Source organism: Citrobacter sp. RHB20-C16, from assembly GCF_013890155.1.
In the GTDB taxonomy this organism is placed as follows: domain Bacteria; phylum Pseudomonadota; class Gammaproteobacteria; order Enterobacterales; family Enterobacteriaceae; genus Citrobacter_A; species Citrobacter_A amalonaticus.
In genome coordinates this window covers 3,923,701-3,941,627 of the sequence record NZ_CP057630.1, presented here as the reverse complement: position 1 = coordinate 3,941,627, position 17,927 = coordinate 3,923,701, and the positions used below count along the sequence as shown (strand labels likewise).

Annotated in this window: 15 protein-coding genes; 8 read left to right on the top strand and 7 right to left on the bottom strand. The window is 50.3% G+C overall.

Annotated features, from left to right (window positions below; translation table 11 throughout):
• Positions 1–5 precede the first annotated feature (5 nt).
• Positions 6–2,513 (top strand): fimbria/pilus outer membrane usher protein, encoded by a 2,508-nt coding sequence (locus HVX64_RS18900; protein ID WP_233622319.1) that lies wholly within the window; start codon positions 6–8, stop codon positions 2,511–2,513.
• Between the two features lie 12 nt (positions 2,514–2,525).
• Positions 2,526–3,539 carry a fimbrial protein gene (locus HVX64_RS18895; RefSeq protein ID WP_044254094.1) on the top strand — a complete coding sequence of 338 codons (1,014 nt, stop codon included), beginning with the start codon at positions 2,526–2,528 and terminating at the stop codon, positions 3,537–3,539.
• Positions 3,540–3,689: 150 nt separating this feature from the next.
• Here the strand turns inward: HVX64_RS18895 and HVX64_RS18890 are convergent, their stop codons facing one another.
• The gene (locus tag HVX64_RS18890; RefSeq protein ID WP_228530485.1) at positions 3,690–4,985 is read right to left on the bottom strand and encodes an anaerobic C4-dicarboxylate transporter; all 1,296 of its coding nucleotides are present in this window, start codon (positions 4,983–4,985) and stop codon (positions 3,690–3,692) included.
• Between the two features lie 114 nt (positions 4,986–5,099).
• Positions 5,100–6,530, bottom strand: a complete 1,431-nt coding sequence (locus HVX64_RS18885; protein ID WP_042999417.1) for an aspartate ammonia-lyase — start codon at positions 6,528–6,530, stop codon at positions 5,100–5,102.
• Between the two features lie 138 nt (positions 6,531–6,668).
• On the opposite strand from HVX64_RS18885, the gene HVX64_RS18880 reads away from it, so the two are divergent.
• From HVX64_RS18880 to HVX64_RS18870, 3 genes are all read left to right on the top strand, one after another.
• Positions 6,669–7,604: a LysR family transcriptional regulator gene (locus tag HVX64_RS18880; RefSeq protein WP_044254101.1), complete on the top strand. Its 936-nt coding sequence runs from the start codon at positions 6,669–6,671 to the stop codon at positions 7,602–7,604.
• Between the two features lie 88 nt (positions 7,605–7,692).
• A complete protein-coding gene (locus tag HVX64_RS18875) occupies positions 7,693–7,995 on the top strand; it encodes an antibiotic biosynthesis monooxygenase (protein ID WP_044254104.1) in 303 nt (100 codons plus the stop codon).
• A 492-nt stretch (positions 7,996–8,487) separates the two neighbouring features.
• Positions 8,488–9,123: an acyl-homoserine-lactone synthase gene (locus HVX64_RS18870; protein ID WP_042999420.1), complete on the top strand. Its 636-nt coding sequence runs from the start codon at positions 8,488–8,490 to the stop codon at positions 9,121–9,123.
• 13 nt (positions 9,124–9,136) lie between these two features.
• Here the strand turns inward: HVX64_RS18870 and HVX64_RS18865 are convergent, their stop codons facing one another.
• The gene (locus tag HVX64_RS18865) at positions 9,137–9,820 is read right to left on the bottom strand and encodes a LuxR family transcriptional regulator (protein ID WP_192926969.1); all 684 of its coding nucleotides are present in this window, start codon (positions 9,818–9,820) and stop codon (positions 9,137–9,139) included.
• A 517-nt stretch (positions 9,821–10,337) separates the two neighbouring features.
• On the opposite strand from HVX64_RS18865, the gene HVX64_RS18860 reads away from it, so the two are divergent.
• The 3 genes from HVX64_RS18860 (at position 10,338) to HVX64_RS18850 (ending at position 14,542) form a co-directional block, all read left to right on the top strand.
• Complete coding sequence (locus tag HVX64_RS18860; protein WP_044254107.1) at positions 10,338–11,756, top strand: glycoside-pentoside-hexuronide (GPH):cation symporter; 1,419 nt, start codon at positions 10,338–10,340, stop codon at positions 11,754–11,756.
• 1 nt (position 11,757) lies between these two features.
• Positions 11,758–13,521 carry a sulfatase gene (locus HVX64_RS18855; protein WP_044254109.1) on the top strand — a complete coding sequence of 588 codons (1,764 nt, stop codon included), beginning with the start codon at positions 11,758–11,760 and terminating at the stop codon, positions 13,519–13,521.
• A 109-nt stretch (positions 13,522–13,630) separates the two neighbouring features.
• Entirely contained in the window at positions 13,631–14,542 is a 912-nt protein-coding gene (locus tag HVX64_RS18850) for a LysR family transcriptional regulator (RefSeq protein WP_042999425.1), read from the top strand.
• Here HVX64_RS18850 and HVX64_RS18845 read toward each other — a convergent pair.
• The 4 genes from HVX64_RS18845 to HVX64_RS18830 are packed head-to-tail and all read right to left on the bottom strand — an operon-like array spanning position 14,527 to position 17,927.
• Positions 14,527–15,948, bottom strand: a complete 1,422-nt coding sequence (locus HVX64_RS18845; RefSeq protein WP_044254113.1) for an EAL domain-containing protein — start codon at positions 15,946–15,948, stop codon at positions 14,527–14,529. The two genes, HVX64_RS18850 and HVX64_RS18845, sit on opposite strands and share 16 nt — an antisense overlap.
• A gap of 16 nt (positions 15,949–15,964) precedes the next feature.
• Positions 15,965–16,870, bottom strand: coding sequence for a fimbrial protein (locus HVX64_RS18840; RefSeq protein ID WP_181826273.1), 906 nt, complete (start codon positions 16,868–16,870; stop codon positions 15,965–15,967).
• Between the two features lie 16 nt (positions 16,871–16,886).
• The gene (locus HVX64_RS18835) at positions 16,887–17,387 is read right to left on the bottom strand and encodes a fimbrial protein (protein ID WP_044254116.1); all 501 of its coding nucleotides are present in this window, start codon (positions 17,385–17,387) and stop codon (positions 16,887–16,889) included.
• Positions 17,388–17,399: 12 nt separating this feature from the next.
• On the bottom strand, positions 17,400–17,927 hold the full coding sequence (locus HVX64_RS18830) for a fimbrial protein (RefSeq protein ID WP_042999429.1): 528 nt from the start codon (positions 17,925–17,927) through the stop codon (positions 17,400–17,402).

Genomic DNA, 17,927 nt, shown 5'->3' with positions numbered 1-17,927 from the left:
GTTAAATGCTTATGCTCCAGCTCAATACGGTTTCAGGTTTTGCAACGTTAACGAAATTATCAGTCATGGTCTATCTGTTTACACAAGCATCAACCGTGTTGGCTGAGGATTATTTTTCACCCGATCTCATTGAAACCCGAGGGAATATTCCACGTGATATTGATATCTCCCGTTTCAGCAAAACTGACGGACAGGTTCCCGGTATTTATCACATTGATGTCTATCTGAACGGAAGTTATATCGAATCTCGTGATATCAGCTTTCTGGGTAAAGAGAGTGAATTGGCACCATCCTTAACCTACGCCGATTTCGTGAAATGGGGTGTGAAGCGTAACGCACAGCCTGACTGGATGAGTATGGAGGATTCCGCGACCATCGATAATATTGGTGCGTTACTCCCCGGGAGCCAACTCAATTTTCAGTTTGATGGGATGCGTCTGGATATTTCGGTGCCGCAAGAATATATGCAGCGCGATCCACGCGGCTCCGTTGCACCGGAACAGTGGGACGATGGACTGAATATGCTGTTCCTGAATTATAACTTCTCTGCTGCCAACAGCCATGGCAAGGGAGATTCGCGTAATGACAGCTATCTAAACCTGCGTAGTGGGATTAACGTCGGTCCCTGGCGGTTGCGTAATTACTCGACATATAACAATAACGAAGGGGACGGGCGCTGGAATACCCTCAGCACGTCACTGGAGCGTGATATTAAAGTGCTGAAAAGCCAGTTCAGTATGGGGGATGGTTATACGCAGTCTGGTGTATTCGACAGTGTTCACTTCCGTGGCGCGCAAATTTATTCGGATGACACCATGTTGCCGGAAAGCGTTCGGGGGTTTGCGCCTGTAGTCCGTGGCATTGCGCAAAGTAACGCACAAGTCACCATTCGTCAGGGCGGGAATATTATCTGGCAGTCTTATGTTCCGCCAGGCCCGTTTGTGATTGATGATCTCTATCCTACTGCTGCCAGCGGTGATCTTACCGTGGTTGTGCGTGAGGCAGATGGTTCGGTGCATCAGTTTATTCAGCCATTTTCGGCTGTGCCGATCATGCAGCGTGAGGGCCAGTTTAAATATGCTCTGGCAGTGGGAAAATATCGTGCATCAAACAGTACAGATAAAGAACCGGATTTTCTTCAGACCACAATGAGCTACGGGTTGCCGTGGGACACCACAATATATGGCGGCACGCTGGCGTCGAGAGATTACCAGGCCGGGGCTATTGGTATCGGCAAAGGATTGGGCGATTTCGGTTCGTTCTCTTTTGACACTACCTTTGCTCATACGCAGATGCCAGGCAAAACGGAAAGTGGTATCTCGCTTCGCGCGCAGTATGCCAAAGATTTTTCATCAACGGGCACCTCGCTGAGTCTGATGGGATATCGGTATTCCTCTTCCGGCTTTCATGATTTTCAGGAAGCGAATGGTGATGTCAATAAATACCGGATGGCGAGCGATAACGTTCTGGAAGGCAATGACTGGCGTTATCAGCGTAACAAACGCAGTAAGGCACAGGTGACATTGAACCAGCAGCTTGGCGATTTCGGGAATATCAACCTTTCGGCCTGGCACCAGGACTATTGGGGCGGTGATACCGAGCGTAACGTCAGTCTGGGTTACAACACCAGTATTAACAATATTAATTATGGCCTGAACTATAGCTATTCCCGTGGTCCCTGGCACAACGACAACGATCATATCGTCTCTTTTACGATGCAGATTCCGTTCTCACGTTTCTTGCCAAACAGTTGGATGACGCTATCGGCAAACGCGAATAAAAAAGGCGACGCCACTTCACAGGTTGGGCTGTCCGGTACCGCGCTGGAAGACAACAATCTGAACTGGAACGTACAGCAGGGATACAACAGTAAGGGTGCAGATGTGACGGGCAGTGCGTCGGCGAATTATAAGGGCCGGCATGGTGAATATCAGCTTGGTTATAACTATTCTCGCGATAATCGTCAGGTCTCGGTTGGCGCAATGGGGGGACTGGTGGTTCATCCGTATGGCGTCTCCGCGACTCAACCTCTTGGCGAGACAATGGCGTTGGTGAAGGCCGAGAATGCCGCTGATGTGAAAGTGGCGAATAACAGCGGCATTTACACAGACAGTAAAGGTTTTGCCGTTGTGCCGTACGTTGCGCCATATCGACAGAACAGTCTGACGCTAAATACCGACAGGTTGAACAACAATACGGATGTGTTGAATGACACGCAGACCGTCGTACCAACAAAAGGCGCGCTGACGCTGGCCGATTTCCCGACCGTTACCGGCTACCGAATCCTGCTGCAATTGACGGGCAAAACGATTCCGTTTGGGGCGACGGCCACAATTAACCATCGCGACAATACACCAGAAGGGATTGTTGACGATCGTCAGCGAGTCTGGTTTAGCGGCGCACCGGAAAAAGGCTCCGTGGTGGTGAACTGGGCTGGGGAAAGTTGTCTGGCACATTATCAGATTGCGCAGGCTTCTGACAAAACGCATAACGTCACCGCAGAGTGCAGGTAAGTGGAGAGTAAGATGAATCGAATTATAGTGAGTTTATTGTGGGTAGCTCTGGGACTGTTTTCACGGACTACGCTGGCGTGGGATTGTTCGACGGTCACGCCATCAACAACCTTATCGCCGCAGAATATCACTATCTCCAGGGATCTGCCGGTGGGGGCCGTTATTGGTACGCAGATGATGACGCCGACAGTGAATGCGTTCAGTTGTTTTGATTCAGCGGACGGGGTTATTTCCAATCAAACATTTGGCGTAAAGGCGATAGGTACCTTCGATTCGATGGTCAATGGGGTACGGGTCTATAAAACCAACGTTGACGGTATTGGCTATGCGATTTCCGGCTCGACGGCAAAGTGTGCCGGAGGGAATGCCGCCGTAACGGGGGCGAATACGATTCGGGGCGATATTAACACCGCCAGGCTTTGTCAAAATACCACGGGAATGATAAGTCCCGGATTGAATGGTTCGGTCACGGTGACATTTTATAAAACGGCGACGGAGACCGGTTCTGGTACGATATCGGCAAGAATGGTGGGGTCGTTGATATTGCTGAATAACTCGCTGCTCTGGCAATCCCCAGAAGCCGCAGTCAATATCAATGCGTTCACGGTGACCACGCCAGCCTGCAAACTGACCACGGCATCCATCCCTGTCGATATGAAAGAGGTTGATAAAAACGCCTTTAATGGCAAAGGAACGACGCCGGGAGAGACATATACCCAGTCATTCAATTTGCCGATGACCTGCAATGCCGGAACCGCCGTCAGCGTCAGGATGGAAGGCGATATTAATGACGCAACGAAAGGCGTCATCAATACGACCAGCGGGAGTAACGCCGCCACAGGGGTCGGGATCCAACTGCTTTATAACAACCAGCCAATGAGGTTGGGCTCCGATGTGGCGGCTGGGACATCGAGCACAGGGGGCGGTTTCACGGTCCCGCTTAAGGCGCGTTACTACCAGACGGGCGATCACATCACCACAGGGACGGCTAATGGCGTACTGTCTTTTACGATGACATACCAGTAGTTGCCGAATAACTAACATATGGATGAATAGCAGAACAGATTAACCTCAACCTGTTCTGCTGTTCATCACGACATATTTAATACGGTTACGTTGGTGATGTCGTGGGGGATAGAGAAAGCCGCCAACGGCAGGTCTGTTCTGTCTGCGCCATTACAAAATCATCTGTGCCAGTAAAAAGCCAAATGGTACCGAGAAGATAATCGATAAACATCCCGGCAGGAAGAAGGGGTGATTAACGATCTTTGAGCCATTCCAGCGCGAACTGAGAAATGAACCCGTATCATCAGTGGCTATCGCAAACGCGGTTGTCGGGTAAATATTCGTGATATAAAGTGCGCTGACCGCGACAAAACTGGCTAATATTGCCTCCGGGCTAATTCCGATGGAGGCGGCGATAGGCATCAGCAATGCGCTGGTTGCCCCCTGGCTAAACAGCATGGCGCTGGTACAGAAAAATACCGCCGCCAGTAAGAACGGCCAGGCGCGTAATATGTCGCTGGCTTCCATTTTAATCTCATCGATATGGGCACCGATCAGCGTGCTGCTCAGCCAGACAATCCCTAATACCACCACCAGTGATTCCGCGCCGGATTTAAATATCGGTGAGTTCTTCAGCTCTTTCATGTCCAGCTTGCAGGTGAAAATAATGATCGTGGACACGACAAACATCGTAATAATGATTAAGTCGCGGGAATTAATGGTATGCCCAATCAGGGATTTAAACAGCAGCATACAGACCACGAAGACCACTCCCACCAGGAATATGGCGACTGAGGATTTTGCTCCGGCGGGAATAGGGCGGCTGGCCTGTTTATTCAGCACAATTTTATTTTCCTGCATGATTTTTTGACACACAGGATCGTCGGCCAGTTTGGCACCTTGTCTGCTGGCAATGAACGCCGCGATCAGCATGGCAAATAACGCGGTGGGCAGGATAATCAGCATTGCATCGCCGAAGCTCACGCCCATCACCTCAACGGTGCCGTACATAATCGCCGTGGCGGCAGAGATCGGGGAGGCGGTAATCCCGAGTTGCGAAGCCACAACCGCAGAGCTTAACGGCTGGCTGGGTCGGATACCGTTGTCTTTCGCCACTTCCTGAATCACGTTCATCACCGACATGGCGGTATAACCTGTACCGGACAGTACCGTCAGAATAAACGTTACGGTGGGGGCAAGAATATTAAGATAGCCGGGATTATGGCGCAGTAATTTTTCGGTCAGGGTGACGAGATAATCCATTCCGCCGGCCTGTTGCATGGCTGAGAGCGCCACAATGGTAGACAGAATAATCAGCATCACGTCGACAGGTGGAGAACCTGCCGGAACGCCAAAAATAAATACCGAAATCGCTAATCCGATCCCGCCGGCAAACCCGACGCCAATTCCGCCCCAGCGGGCGGCAAGCATGATGGTTCCCAGTAATAAAACGACATGTAATATCACCAATTAATTAACCTGCTCTTTGTTATATTTTATTTATCGGCAACGAGAGGGCGAGGTAATGAATAGGGAATATTCATTACCTGCAGTTAACGCTTATTTCTCGATAACAGATGATTACGACATATTCATTTCTGTTTGATAACGTTTAATCGCTGCCGTACTCTTTTGCGGATCGGTCATATTCATCGGATCAAGCAGATAATCCGCCTGTTCCGGTGTCAGCAGTTTTTCTGCCAGCACGACCTGCTTTACGCTGCACTGCTGTTGATACGCGGTTTTTGCAATTCGCGATCCTACCTGATAGCCAAACAGGGTTGCCACGACGGTGGCCAGCGCCGTACTTTCCTCTGCGTAGCGAGCACTCACTTCTTCATTTATCGCGATATCTTTCAGACATTTATCGATGAACAGCGGTATCCCCCGACTCAGTAACGAGCAGGATTCGAAGAGCGCCTTTAGCAACACCGGTTCCCACACGTTCAGGTCAAGCTCGCCGCCCTCAACCGCCATGGTTACCGTGACGTCATTACCGATAACCTGATACGCAATTTGATTCATCAGTTCGGGCATGACCGGGTTAATTTTGCCCGGCATGATGGACGAACCCGGTTGCACGGCAGGGACAATAATTTCATTAAAACCGGCGCGCGGCCCTGAACCCTGAATACGAAAATCGGTCGCCATTTTAGAGAGAAAGGCGGCGATTTTCTTGAGCTGTGCGGAGAATTCAATATAGAAGTCACCGTGTTGCAGACCATCGAAAAAATCCGCTTCCGGGCGATATGGCTCGCCAGTGAGGGTCTCCAGCCATTGATACACCGCCGGAAGATATCCCTCATGGGTGGACAACCCCGTACCAATCGCCGTCGCTCCCAGGGGTAAATACAGCGCCTCCTCGTTGACCTCGGCCAGTTTTTCCCTAAGCCGGTTGACCTGTGTGCGATAGGCGCCAAACTGTTGGCCAAACGTCATTGGCACCGCATCCTGTAAGCAGGTGCGGCCTAATTTCACTTTGTCGGCAAACTCACGGCTTTTATCCGCCAGTACGGCTTCCAGTTTTTCCAGTTGCACCAGCAAATGCTTGATATTCATGCGACTGGTCATTTTCATCGCCGCAGGAATGACGTCGTTGGTCGACTGTCCCATATTAACGTGCGTATTTGGGTGAATCGCATCATATCCCCGTACGCCGGTGAGCAGTTCATTCGCGCGGTTAGCCACCACTTCATTCATGTTCATATTGGTCGAGGTGCCGCCGCCGCCCTGAAAAATATCAATCGGGAAATGGGCGTCAAAATCGCCGTTCATCACCTCCTGCGACGCCGTCACGATGACGGCGGCTTTCTGCTGATCCAACGCGCCAATTTGCGCGTTGGCCTGAGCAGCCGCCTGTTTTATCGCGGCGATTGACCACAGGAAATGCGGAATGTCCCCGGCCGTTTTCCCCGAAACTGAAAAATTCAGTACCGCCCGTTGCGTTTGAATACCGTAGTAGGCTTCCTCCGGCACCATTAACGTTCCTAATAGATCCTTTTCTTCACGCATCGTTATGTCTCTTCCTGTATTAAGGTGTATCGCTACCTTAATTGGCTGGCAGTACAGATAATTTGAAGTGGCTCAAAGAAAAAAAAGCATTGAAAAGATAAATACTCATTATTAAAAAATGTAATAGTAGAGGCGGTAATGAAGGATATTAACTTCGATTTTAAGCAGTTACAGGCGTTTTTAGCAGTCATTGAGACGGGGTCATTTACCGCTGCGGCAAAGAAACTCAACCTGACTCAATCCTCGATTTCTCAGCAGATCGCGAATCTGGAAAATGGCTTAAAGACTGAAGTGATTAACCGTTCACAGCGACCCATTCAGATGACGATAGCCGGGCAGGCGCTGTACCCGCTGGGAAAAAAGATTATCGATAGCGGTGTTTATCTGCAGGAACATATAAACGCGATCAGTCACGGGCATATTTCACATTTGAAAATCGGCTTTGTGGATTCGATCGGTAAATCTATCGGCCTGGATATCCTGACCTTTCTACAACCGCAGGTGAAACATATTTTTCAGGTTACCGGTACAGCATCGGGGCTGCTTTCCGCGCTGAATAAGGGCAGCATTAACCTGGCCATCACGATGCTGCATACCGAGATGCCGCCTAATGTCAGAATGTACCCGCTGATTGAAGAGGAGTTTCTGTGCGTTTGTCCCAAAGCCTGGCCGGAAACGCGGCTGGAAGAGTTGTGTAAAAACAGGGACTACATCGCCTATACCCGCAATACGCCGACCGGCATCCAGACGCTCAACTGGCTGAAATGGAATAACCTGTCTCCGTCTATCCAGTTTGAAATGGATAATGCTGATGACATTCTGAAATTAATTTCCTGCGGCTACGGATGGACGCTGACCACGCCGCTGTTTATTACCACACTTCCCGCCTTTACTGACTCGCTGAAGATCATCCGGATCAACAATCGCAAAGAACGCCGCAAAATTGTCCTGCTCTGTAAGGATGATGAACTGTCTGAGTTCTATAAAAACCTGGCGATTGAGGTCCAGTCAATACTGGAAACGAAACTGGAACAGGGGTTCTACAGTAAGCTCAATGCGGATGTGCCGTCATGATCCCTAACCAGGCATGATTCGGTCTTCAGCGAAGTATTGCCCGGTACTTACCGCTAAAGTAGCGGAAATGCTAACCCAGGAGATTGTTATGATAGCGGTGATTTTTGAAGCGGATGCAGTACCGACTCAGCAGGAGCGATATTTACAGCTTGCCGCTGAACTCAGGAACGAACTTGTTAATATTGAGGGCTTCATTTCGATTGAGCGTTTCAAAAGCCTGAGTACGGAAGGGAAGATTTTATCGCTTTCCTGGTGGGAGAGTGAAGACGCCGTCGCGGTGTGGAAGAGCAACATGAAACACCGGGCAGCGCAAAGGGAAGGCCGGGAGTCGATATTCTCTTTTTACCGCATCCGCGTTGCGCACGTTCTGCGAGATTATTCATCGGAATGATAAAATTCGACCATCTTACGGAAGTGTAACTTCCGCTGATCTCACGCAATCTTTGCAAACAGGACTATTTTCTTACAAGAGAGAAATAAGGATGGAGGTAGAGGGACAGAAAGAGAAAATGGCGCGTGATGTAAAAGGATGTGATCGAGCGAGGAACAGCATTGAGCTTAATAGTTAACTCAACCTTAAATATTACCCCTTGAAAATACAAGGGGCAATATAATAAGGTAAAATATTTGATATTTGTCGTGTTTTAATAGTTTTTTATTGATTAAGTGCTTATTGCATTCTGTACCCGGGAGTCTAAATGTTAGATAATCTCGGGTGGATTTATCCCTGGTGTTACGTTGGTCTTTGACCGCCTGACTAGTATGTGCCGCGAGCGCTATTAGTCAGGTATTTTTTAAGTATAAGGAAGACCCGACCTGAAAAAAAGCTGTCCTAAAAGACAGGGGATAATAATTTCGGAATGTTATTATCAGGAATGAATAAATGAACTCTTTTGTTGAGTTTTTTTTGCTTGATCGCGATGAGTTGCCGTCAGGTTTTGCCACTGAACTCTACCGCCTGAGAAACCGAACATTTCGTGAGCGGCTCAACTGGAAAGTAGAATGTACTGATGGCCTGGAAAAGGATCAATTTGATAACGAAAACACGACTTACCTGTTAGGGATGCATGAGGGAGAAATCCTGTGCGGCGCCCGATTTATCGATGCCACGCAACCGACGATGATCAGCGAAATATTCCATGAGTACTTCGATAATATTACGCTCCCTACGGATATTCCCTGCTGTGAAGTGAGCCGCCTGTTTTTAGATAAAGAGAGACGTGATTGCGGAAACCTTCGTGGGATGCCCGCCAGTAAGGCACTGTTTCTGGCAATGATTGTCTATTGCATGAAGAAACAGTATCGGGGCATGTTCGCCGTTGCCAGTCGCGGTATGTATGCCATTTTCCGTCATGCGAACTGGAAAATTGACGTGATTCAGAAAGGACTTTCTGAGAAAGGTGAAACTATCTACTATATTTTTATGCCGGCAAGTGAAAGCGCAATTGAGAGCATCATCAGCAAAGATAAGGCCAGCCACTGGCTCCGCGAGATACTTCAACAACTTCGCCGTCTGTAATCCCGCACGGAGTTCAGTTATCCAGTAATCTGAGCTCCATTCCAAGTTTTACCGCATGCCTGGCGTTGTTTACGCCCAGCTTTTTCATTGCATTGCTCATATGAAATTTCACGGTTCGCTCTGCAATTGACAATATAACCGAGACTTCGGCATAGGTTTTACCCGCACTGACCCACTTCAAAATTTGTCGTTCGCGCGGTGACAAAAAAACGTTCTTTTTCTGATGCACTTTACTGTAAAGATTAAGGGTCTTTTGATGTAACTGAATGAGAAAATGCATGAAGTGCGCGCGGCAGGCTTCCATCTCTATCCCCGAATCCTTCTGGCTGATGATGGATAATACGACAAGATTATTCAGATAGTCATGCAGGGGAAACGTCTGACCCTGATAAATATTGTGTTCAGAACTTTCACTGAAAATGCGCGTCAGGTTATAACCGTTCGCCAGCAGCACCTTGTTCTCCCAGAAAAAATCTTCAACACTGCTTAAAGCCCTAATAATAACAGGGTCAATAAACTGGTATTTTCTTTCAAGATAGATGTTAAACCACTCAGGATTATTATTGATAATCTGCATTTGCGAGGGATCTTTCTTGTTCATAATCGCATATGCGTAGATCGTATTTTTGTAGTCCTTAATGAACGCATTCAGTTCATTCTGGATTAACGCATTGATCCCTTCATCGTTGTAATACATATCCTTCACGCCAGTTGCTGCCTCTGAGATGAGTGTTTGAAAGAGTATAGCCTGCCTCGTTACCTGACAAAATGGACTTACCCCACAACAGTCGATATTTCCTGTCCTTATGTCAAATTGTGTATAAAAACGCCAGGACTGAGGTTCATGGCATGACCGTCAAGTTGGCCCCGAAGGTTTGTTGAGCCGGGCGGCACAATCGGATGCCAGACATCACGAACAGAGGAGCGTAAAGACAGAGTGTGGGCCAATGTCAGGCCATTGCGCCACCCGTACTGTCGGTGGCGGAAATTGAACCAGGGTCACAAATATGAATATTGTCCAGCGGCGCGTTTAATCAATGCCGGTTACGGCTGCGGAATAAAAACTGAATAATTACAAAATATTATTTACCCACGCGATGCGCAGGCGCGGGGGATTATAGGTTTTTACTATAGGTTCAGGATGCAAACAATTGTCGTCCCGAGTCTCTCTTTTTTAACAATAAGGAGGCCATACAAAATACAAGGACAATAAAATGGAACGTCTGATGGTCTCTGACAAACTCTGCTACGCGATGGGGGGCGGATTTGCCTCCAACCTCAGTTTTTACGCGATGCTGGTTTTCTTTATTACCTATGCTTCTGATGTCTATGGTGTGAATCCGGCCACGGTGGGCGCCATCACGCTTGCCGCACGGGGGATTGATGCGTTTATCGATCCGGTGATGGGCGCGATGGGTGACAGAACCCGGACGCGACTGGGTAAATACCGCTTCTGGATAATCACATCAGCACCGGTACTGGGTTTTACAACCTGGATGGTTTTTGCCTCTCCGGATTTCTCCGCGACGGGCAGGGTGGTTTATATCGCCTGCGTTTATATGCTCTACTCCCTTGTCTCTACTGTGTCGAATATCCCGTACCACTCATTAACGGCCTACATTACAGACAAGGTCAATGAACGCAGTAATATTGTGTTATTCAAGCAATTTACCGGGATTATCGCCCAGTTTATCGTCAGCGCGGGCGGCATTTATATTTTATCTGCATTCAGCCAGTCCCGGGATGCGACGGGCAATGTGGTGGTTGATTTTCATAGCTATCACTACCTCGGCATTTTATTTGGGGTCGTGACCACGCTGGGATTCTGGATTTGCGCTTACGGCGCCCGTAGACAGGATAACTGGCAACGTATTGTGCACGATGAAAAGGGATTACAGACCGACCCGGCGGGTGAACAGCAGAATATTGTGGTGGCCGTTTTCAAACAGCTGTCGCTGGCTTTTCGTAGTCGTTCACTGGGATGCCTGGCGTTGGCCTCTTCGGCGAACACGCTGTCCTTAGCGATTACCGCCGGGGTGACCGTTCAGTTTTATACGTGGGTTCTCCACAATACAAAGCTGGTTGCGACGGGAGCATTACTGAATATGCTGTTTGGCGCATCAATATATCTGCTGGTTAAGTGGTTAGTATCTCGCTATGGAAATAAAACGGCATTTGTGATCATCTGTTTTATTGCCATGGTTCCCTCGCTGATACTCTGGCTCACCTTCTCGCCTGAAAATGTCACCTTTACTTTGATACTTCTCGCCTGCGTGATGGCGTTTTGTCAGGGCGGGTCGCTGATTACCTGGATGATGGTCACTGATTGCGCGGATGAATTACGTTGGAAAACGAAAAAGAATGCCGCCGGAATTGCCTCCTCCACATTAACGTTCTCCAACAAATTTGGTTCTGCGCTGGGTGCCTTTGTGCTGGGCGGCGTCCTTGATCTTATTGGTTATCTACCCGGCGCGCAGGCGCAAACGGCGGGAACATTACATGGATTGCTTATTTTGATGGTCCTGACGCCGGTTTGCGGGCAACTCCTGTCACTGTTTTCGATGATTTTTTATACCCTGAACAAAAAAAATCATCAGGCGATCTGCATGAAACTGCTCGGGGATGGAGAGTAATATGAAAGTTGTTATGCTGATGTTTGATACCCTGCGTCGTAATAAGCTCCCGGCTTATCAGGCCGACGCATTTCCTCTGCCTAATTTTAAACGACTGGAGGGGAAAACCGTTCGTTTTGATAATTTCTATGTTGGCTCAATGCCCTGCATGCCAGCCCGACGCGATTTGCATACCGGACGGCTGAATTTCCTGCATCGCAGTTGGGGGCCGCTGGAACCCTTTGATGACTCTATTTTTGAAATCATTAAAAAGCACGGCGTCTATTGCCATTTAATTACCGACCATCAGCACTACTGGGAAGATGGCGGGGCGACCTACCATAATCGCTACAGCAGTTATGAGTTTATGCGCGGGCAGGAGGGGGATCTCTGGAAAGCGAAGATTGGCTTCGACGGCGCCCGTGAACTGGATTCATGGAAAAACGCCGAACCGCTGCGCCGTAATATGATCGAGCACGATCAGATTAACCGCAGTTATATTCGTGAAGAGAAAGATTTCCCGCAGGCGCGCTGTTATCAGGCCGGGCTGGCTTTCCTGGCGGAAAACTATCAGCAGGATAACTGGTTATTGCAAATAGAGAGTTTTGATCCGCATGAGCCCTTTTATGTGCCGGATCGCTTCAAGCGCATGGTCGATCCTGAACTGGTCAATAACCCTGACGACTGGCCGGAATACAGTTCGACAGAGAGGATCAATAATCCGCAGAAAGTGGTGAACGGTGAAAAGCATTATCAGGCGCTGATGTTGATGTGCGATGAATATCTTGGCCAGGTGCTGGACTTTTTCGACGCACATCATCTGTGGCAGGACACAATGCTTATTGTGAATACCGACCACGGTTTTATGTTTGGTGAAAAAGAGTGGTCGGGGAAAAGCGTTATGCCGGTGTATAACGAGATTGCGCATGTCCCCTTCTTTATTTGGGATCCCAGAAGTCGACGGGCTGGCGAGTCGCGAACCCAACTGGCGCAGATGCACGATCTGGCGGTGACGTTGCTGGAGGCGTTTGGCATTGAGAAAACGCACAACATGACAGGCAAGGCATTGTCTCCGGTCATAGCGCGACAAATGCCGATTAAATCAGAGGCTATTTTTGGCTATTTCGGCGCGCATGTGTCGATCACCGATGGTCGCTATGTCTATATGAGAGGGAGCCAGTCGCCGGAAAATACCCCGCTATACGAGTACACGCTGATGCCGATGCGCATGCGCAGGATGTTTAATCTCGCTGAATTGCAGGAAGCCACTCTGCATCCTGGTTTTGTCTTCACCCGTGAGACACCGGTGCTGAAAATCCCGGGTTCCGCCGGTTTTTACAGTTCTTATGCGCACGGCAATTTGCTGTTCGATTTAGCTCACGATGCGAAGCAGGAGCATCCGCTCTGCGATCCTGAACGTGAAGCGCTGTTTATCCGCAAACTGTCGCAGGCAATGCGTGAGGCGCAGGCTCCGGAAGATGAATGGCGGCGTCTGGGGATCCCCGTCGACGACGCGCGTATTGACGCGGAGTTCGTGCGACAGGAACATGAAATGCGCAAACGGGTGATGCAGCAGTATTTAGGCTCTCTTGCCTGCCTTGATATGCATCCGGATACCCGGGCATTGCTCCTTGAGATAGCGGCCTGCCCCGGAGGGGATAAATTCCTTCAGGATCTGGCAACGATCTCCGGGCAGCGCAGCATCACCAAGCAGGCGGTGAAAGCGCTGTATGACAGCGGTGATTATGAGTCGGCACTATACGGACTGTTCAATAAACCCTACTGAGTCTGCATGCCTCACTCATCCGGGAGCCCGATTTTGCCGGGGCTCCCGTCTATTTTCATCGCTACGCATCAGGCAGGCATTATCAATCCCGGAAACCGTGGTGAGGCGAATGTATTTACACAAATTAATTTTTCAGTTCAAAGTGCTGGTGGATAAAAAGACCTTTACCTCGGCGGCGGAAAGTCTGTTTATCTCTCAACCGACCCTAACCCAAAATATGCAACGACTCGAGTCGGAGCTTGGGATCCCTTTGTTGTTCCGTGAGGGGAAAAAGATTTCCTTAACGGTTTATGGCGAAAGCCTGTATCAGCATGCCTGCCTGCTGGATCGCAATTACCAGCAGGCTTTACTCAGTATTGATGCGATAAAGCATAGCCACAGACAGCAACTGGTGATCGAGTGCGGGCACGCGTGGAGTCATGGCGTCTTATTTCATCTGATGAAGGACTATGTGAGGCTGTATCCGCAAATCCGGATGGTGATCAAAAACAGTAATACAGCACTGGGGCAACAGCATTTACTGAAAGGCGAATGCGATCTTGCGTTAGGGGCGATACCCGCTGCGGAAAACAGAATTGCGGCAATAAATTACCTTCCCATCTTCACGACCCGGTTTGTCCTGTATTGCGCGAGCGATCATCCGCTTGCGTATGTGCCGCAGATTAGCGAAGCGCAGCTTAATCACTGTGAGTGGGTCATTCTTAAGCATGAATCGGAAAACGAAGAGTTTAACGATCCTTTGCTTTGTCCTATTTCGCCAGAAAAGGTCAGATTTGAAGTCTGTTCGGTATCGAATGCTATTGCGCTGGCGAAACAGACGCAATGCATTCTGGCGCTTTCCATACATCTGGAAGCCGAAGCGCGTCACCGTGGTCTGCGTCGCCTCAATCTGGCGAAGAACATTCCCTCTTTTGATACCGGCATCATGTACATAGACGATGTGCTGAAGTATGACCATAAGAAAAAATTTATTGAGACCATCATTTCGTCAAAAAGCATGTTTGATCAGAATGATATGTAGCGGTCCACAAACCGTTCAAGCATATTCCCGCCTACCGGCGGGGAGATGAGATATCCCTGAAAGCGATCGATACCTAATGCTTTCAATATCGTAAATTTCTCTTCACTGTCGACCCCTTCGGCAACGCAGCGACTACCGGTCAGCATACAGTAATAGTTCAGGCTTTTTATCAGCGCCAGCGCGTGTGGATCGCGTTGCATCTCATTGATAATACACATATCCAGCTTATATTCGTTAAACTGGATCTGCCTGACCGGAAACATCACGCTACCTTGTGAGAAACAGTCATCGAGCATAATCCGAAAGCCGAGCCGTTTTAATTTGTCGATGTTCGCGGCGGTTTTTCCCCTTTGACTGAACTCGATGGTCTCAGCAAATTCCAGCACCAGTCTGTCCGTTTGCTGTGGCGACACCAGTTGCTGTTTCGCCGCTTCCAGCATTCGTGGAAGGCATTCATGGCTGGCGAGGGCGGCAGGGATATTAAGTGAGAAATAAAACTCCCCGGGATGCTGGTTGATTTTCTGTATCGCTTCCTGCAAAACAAATGCGGTCAGCACCTGCCAGGCGTATTCAGCACGTATTTGTGGCAAAAATGCGCCGGGTTGCAGGACCGTACCCTCGCGCCGCCAGCGTGAGAGTATTTCCATCCCTTGTAAACGGTGGTGGCTATCCACAATCGGTTGAAACACCGGAAAGAGTTGCCGGCAACGGATGGCATGGACGAATTCACGTTCGAAGGCGGATAACGCATCGCTACCGCTTCTGTTCAGCCGCGTTTCTGGGTTGCCGGGAAAGTGTGTCGCCAGTTGCGGGAAATGTTCCGCCATCTTTTTAAGTCCTGAAGTTCTCTGATTATAAAGGGTTTTTTGGCTTATGCCTCGCTGTTGCGCCCGTTCAGGGATGTTGTATCCGTGCAGCAAATCCACAATGGCGTTGAGCTCTGGTTTGCTGAGGCCGATTGTCGGCTTGCCATAAATCAACGTCTGGTTATCTGCGCATTGGCCCAAAGGAGGGACATCCTGCAACCCGTGCCCGCGCAATAGCGCGGCAATGCAGCGTGTCGGTAAATCCGAGGCGACGGCCCGGATTTCCGTCAGTAGACGGCGACGCGTCACAAGATGCTCCAGCGTGTGCCACAACCAACGGTCAGGACAGCGGCTGAGGATAAGCATCGGCAGGGGGACAGCGGCCTGTTCCAGCAGAAGCGCCGCCTGCTGCAACGTGGTGAGCAGCCAAAGGGGATCGTCAGGAAGAAACACCACGATCCGGCGTGCTGACGCCAGTGCAGGAAGCGTTGAGATATCCAGCGACGGTGAGTTAAACAGCACCAGACGCTGGCGGTCTGGCGTCATCATCCTCGCGAGACCTTCGGCGGCACAGGGGCAGGGGGACAAAATGTAGTCCATCCCCGGCTTTCCCACATCACTGATAAACAAACGTCACCCCAATGATTGACTGAACATTGCCTGCCGTCACTTGTCCGCTGGTTCGTGCGTAGTTGGCCGTTAAGCCGAGGCTCACGGCAGAGGTGCCGACCGTGCCTAATGACACGGTGCTGTTGGCGGGGACGATGGTACCGTTGCGCGTGAGCTGAACACCGATGCCCTTCGCGGGCGAAGACGACGCGGTATTGGTAAAGATCGAATTGGCGGAATCTGCGGTGGTGCCGGAGAGGTAATACGTCAGATTTTGGCTCTGCGCGCAGTAGACCGTCAGCGGAACGGGGGCGGAGCCCGGATAGTCCGGCAGCGTAACCGTGACGTTGCGGGAGGAGACATCGCAGCCGCCAGTCGGAATGACCACACTATTGTTCGCATAAATGCTCCAGACGAACTGAAAGTCATCGCTGTTTTTGTTGTTGGTCTGGCGGAGAATGAGTTTAGCAATAAGCGTTCCTGCACTGATTGCGACGCCGCCCGCAGAGCTGATTGGCGTCAGATACAGGACGGTCGGCCACGGCTTATCGACTCTCGAGTCATAGATCATCCGTGCGGTTTCGCTGGTGGTCGGAAACGGGTAGCTGGAGCCGTTGTATCTTACGGAGCCGGAAAAACTCGATAACACGCCGCCGTAAGCGGACCCCTGCTGAAGGGTGACATAGTCAGTGATGGTTTCGGGATAATCGTTATGACAAAAAATATGCGTTGAGAGGTCGACCACCAGGTTTTGCCCGACGTTAACCGCAGGCGAGAGATCAACGTAGACGTTCGCGCTACCACCGCCAATGGGAATGGTCGCGCCGCTGGCGGTTTTGCACGCAAAGGACCAGGCATTGATTGACCAGCCCATCAGCAACAGTGTCGTCAACAGGGTTACGACTCTTTTCATCAACATACTCTCCTGGTCATGCATAGGTATAGGTCACGTTAATCACCGCCTGGATCGTGCCCTGGGTTGCGCCGCCGTTGACCGATAACGCCCTGACCTGCAAAGGAAAACGGGCGGATTGCGAGGCGTCATCCACCACCACTGATTTTGTCGCGCCGGTGTTCAGTCTGTTACCGCTGTCATCCTGGAGTTCAAGCTGGATATTTCCGGCAGTCCCCTGGTTTTTGTAGTAGCCCGTGCTGTCGGCGGTACCGCTGAAGCTGGCGGTGACGCGCGAGGTGCCCACCGGACAATTGCTTAGCTCAAGCGCCACGCTGTGCCACGCGGAGGAGGAACCGGCATTGACCAGACTGAAGGTGTAGAGATCGCCCAGTTCGACGGTGGCAGTGGTGGTCGACACCGTGCACGGTTTGGCGACCACTTTCCCGTTCACGGTAATGGTCACGTCAGCCGCCTGCACAACAGCAGAAGCGGCAAGGATGACTGTCAGTAGCCACCGGGGTTGAAACCATTTCATCAAAGCCTCCGCTTACTGAAATTCAAGAGTGAACGTCGCTGTTGCATTGACGTGTCCCGGCGTGACGGGGAGCTGCGTTGCCATCAGGCGGGCATAAAAGTTAAGCGTATTGGTCTGACCGGGCGTCAGGGTCGTCCACGGAAGGGTGGCGGACCCGGCATTCAGCGGCAGTGTCGTTTGCTGGCCGTTGAGGATCTCGATTCCCATCCCTGCCGCCGCCGATGTTCCGCTGTCGAGTTTCAATAAGCGGGTGTTATCGTTGTCGGCAATACCGATAAAACCGACTTTTACCGCCGTGACCGACGTGCCGCAGGGAGAAAGCACAATACGAAACGGGACGACAGGCGTGGTGGCGCCGATATGGCTGAACTGTTTAGCGGCGTTATCCAGCAAATCGACGGTAAAATCTTTCGATTCGCCCGCCACGGCGCAGGCGTTATCCCTGACATATCCGCTGATCGTGATTGTGCTGTCGGCGGCGAACGCACTGGCGCTGACCAGCGAGAAGATGGCACCCAGCAGATAAAGACGTTTGTTCAT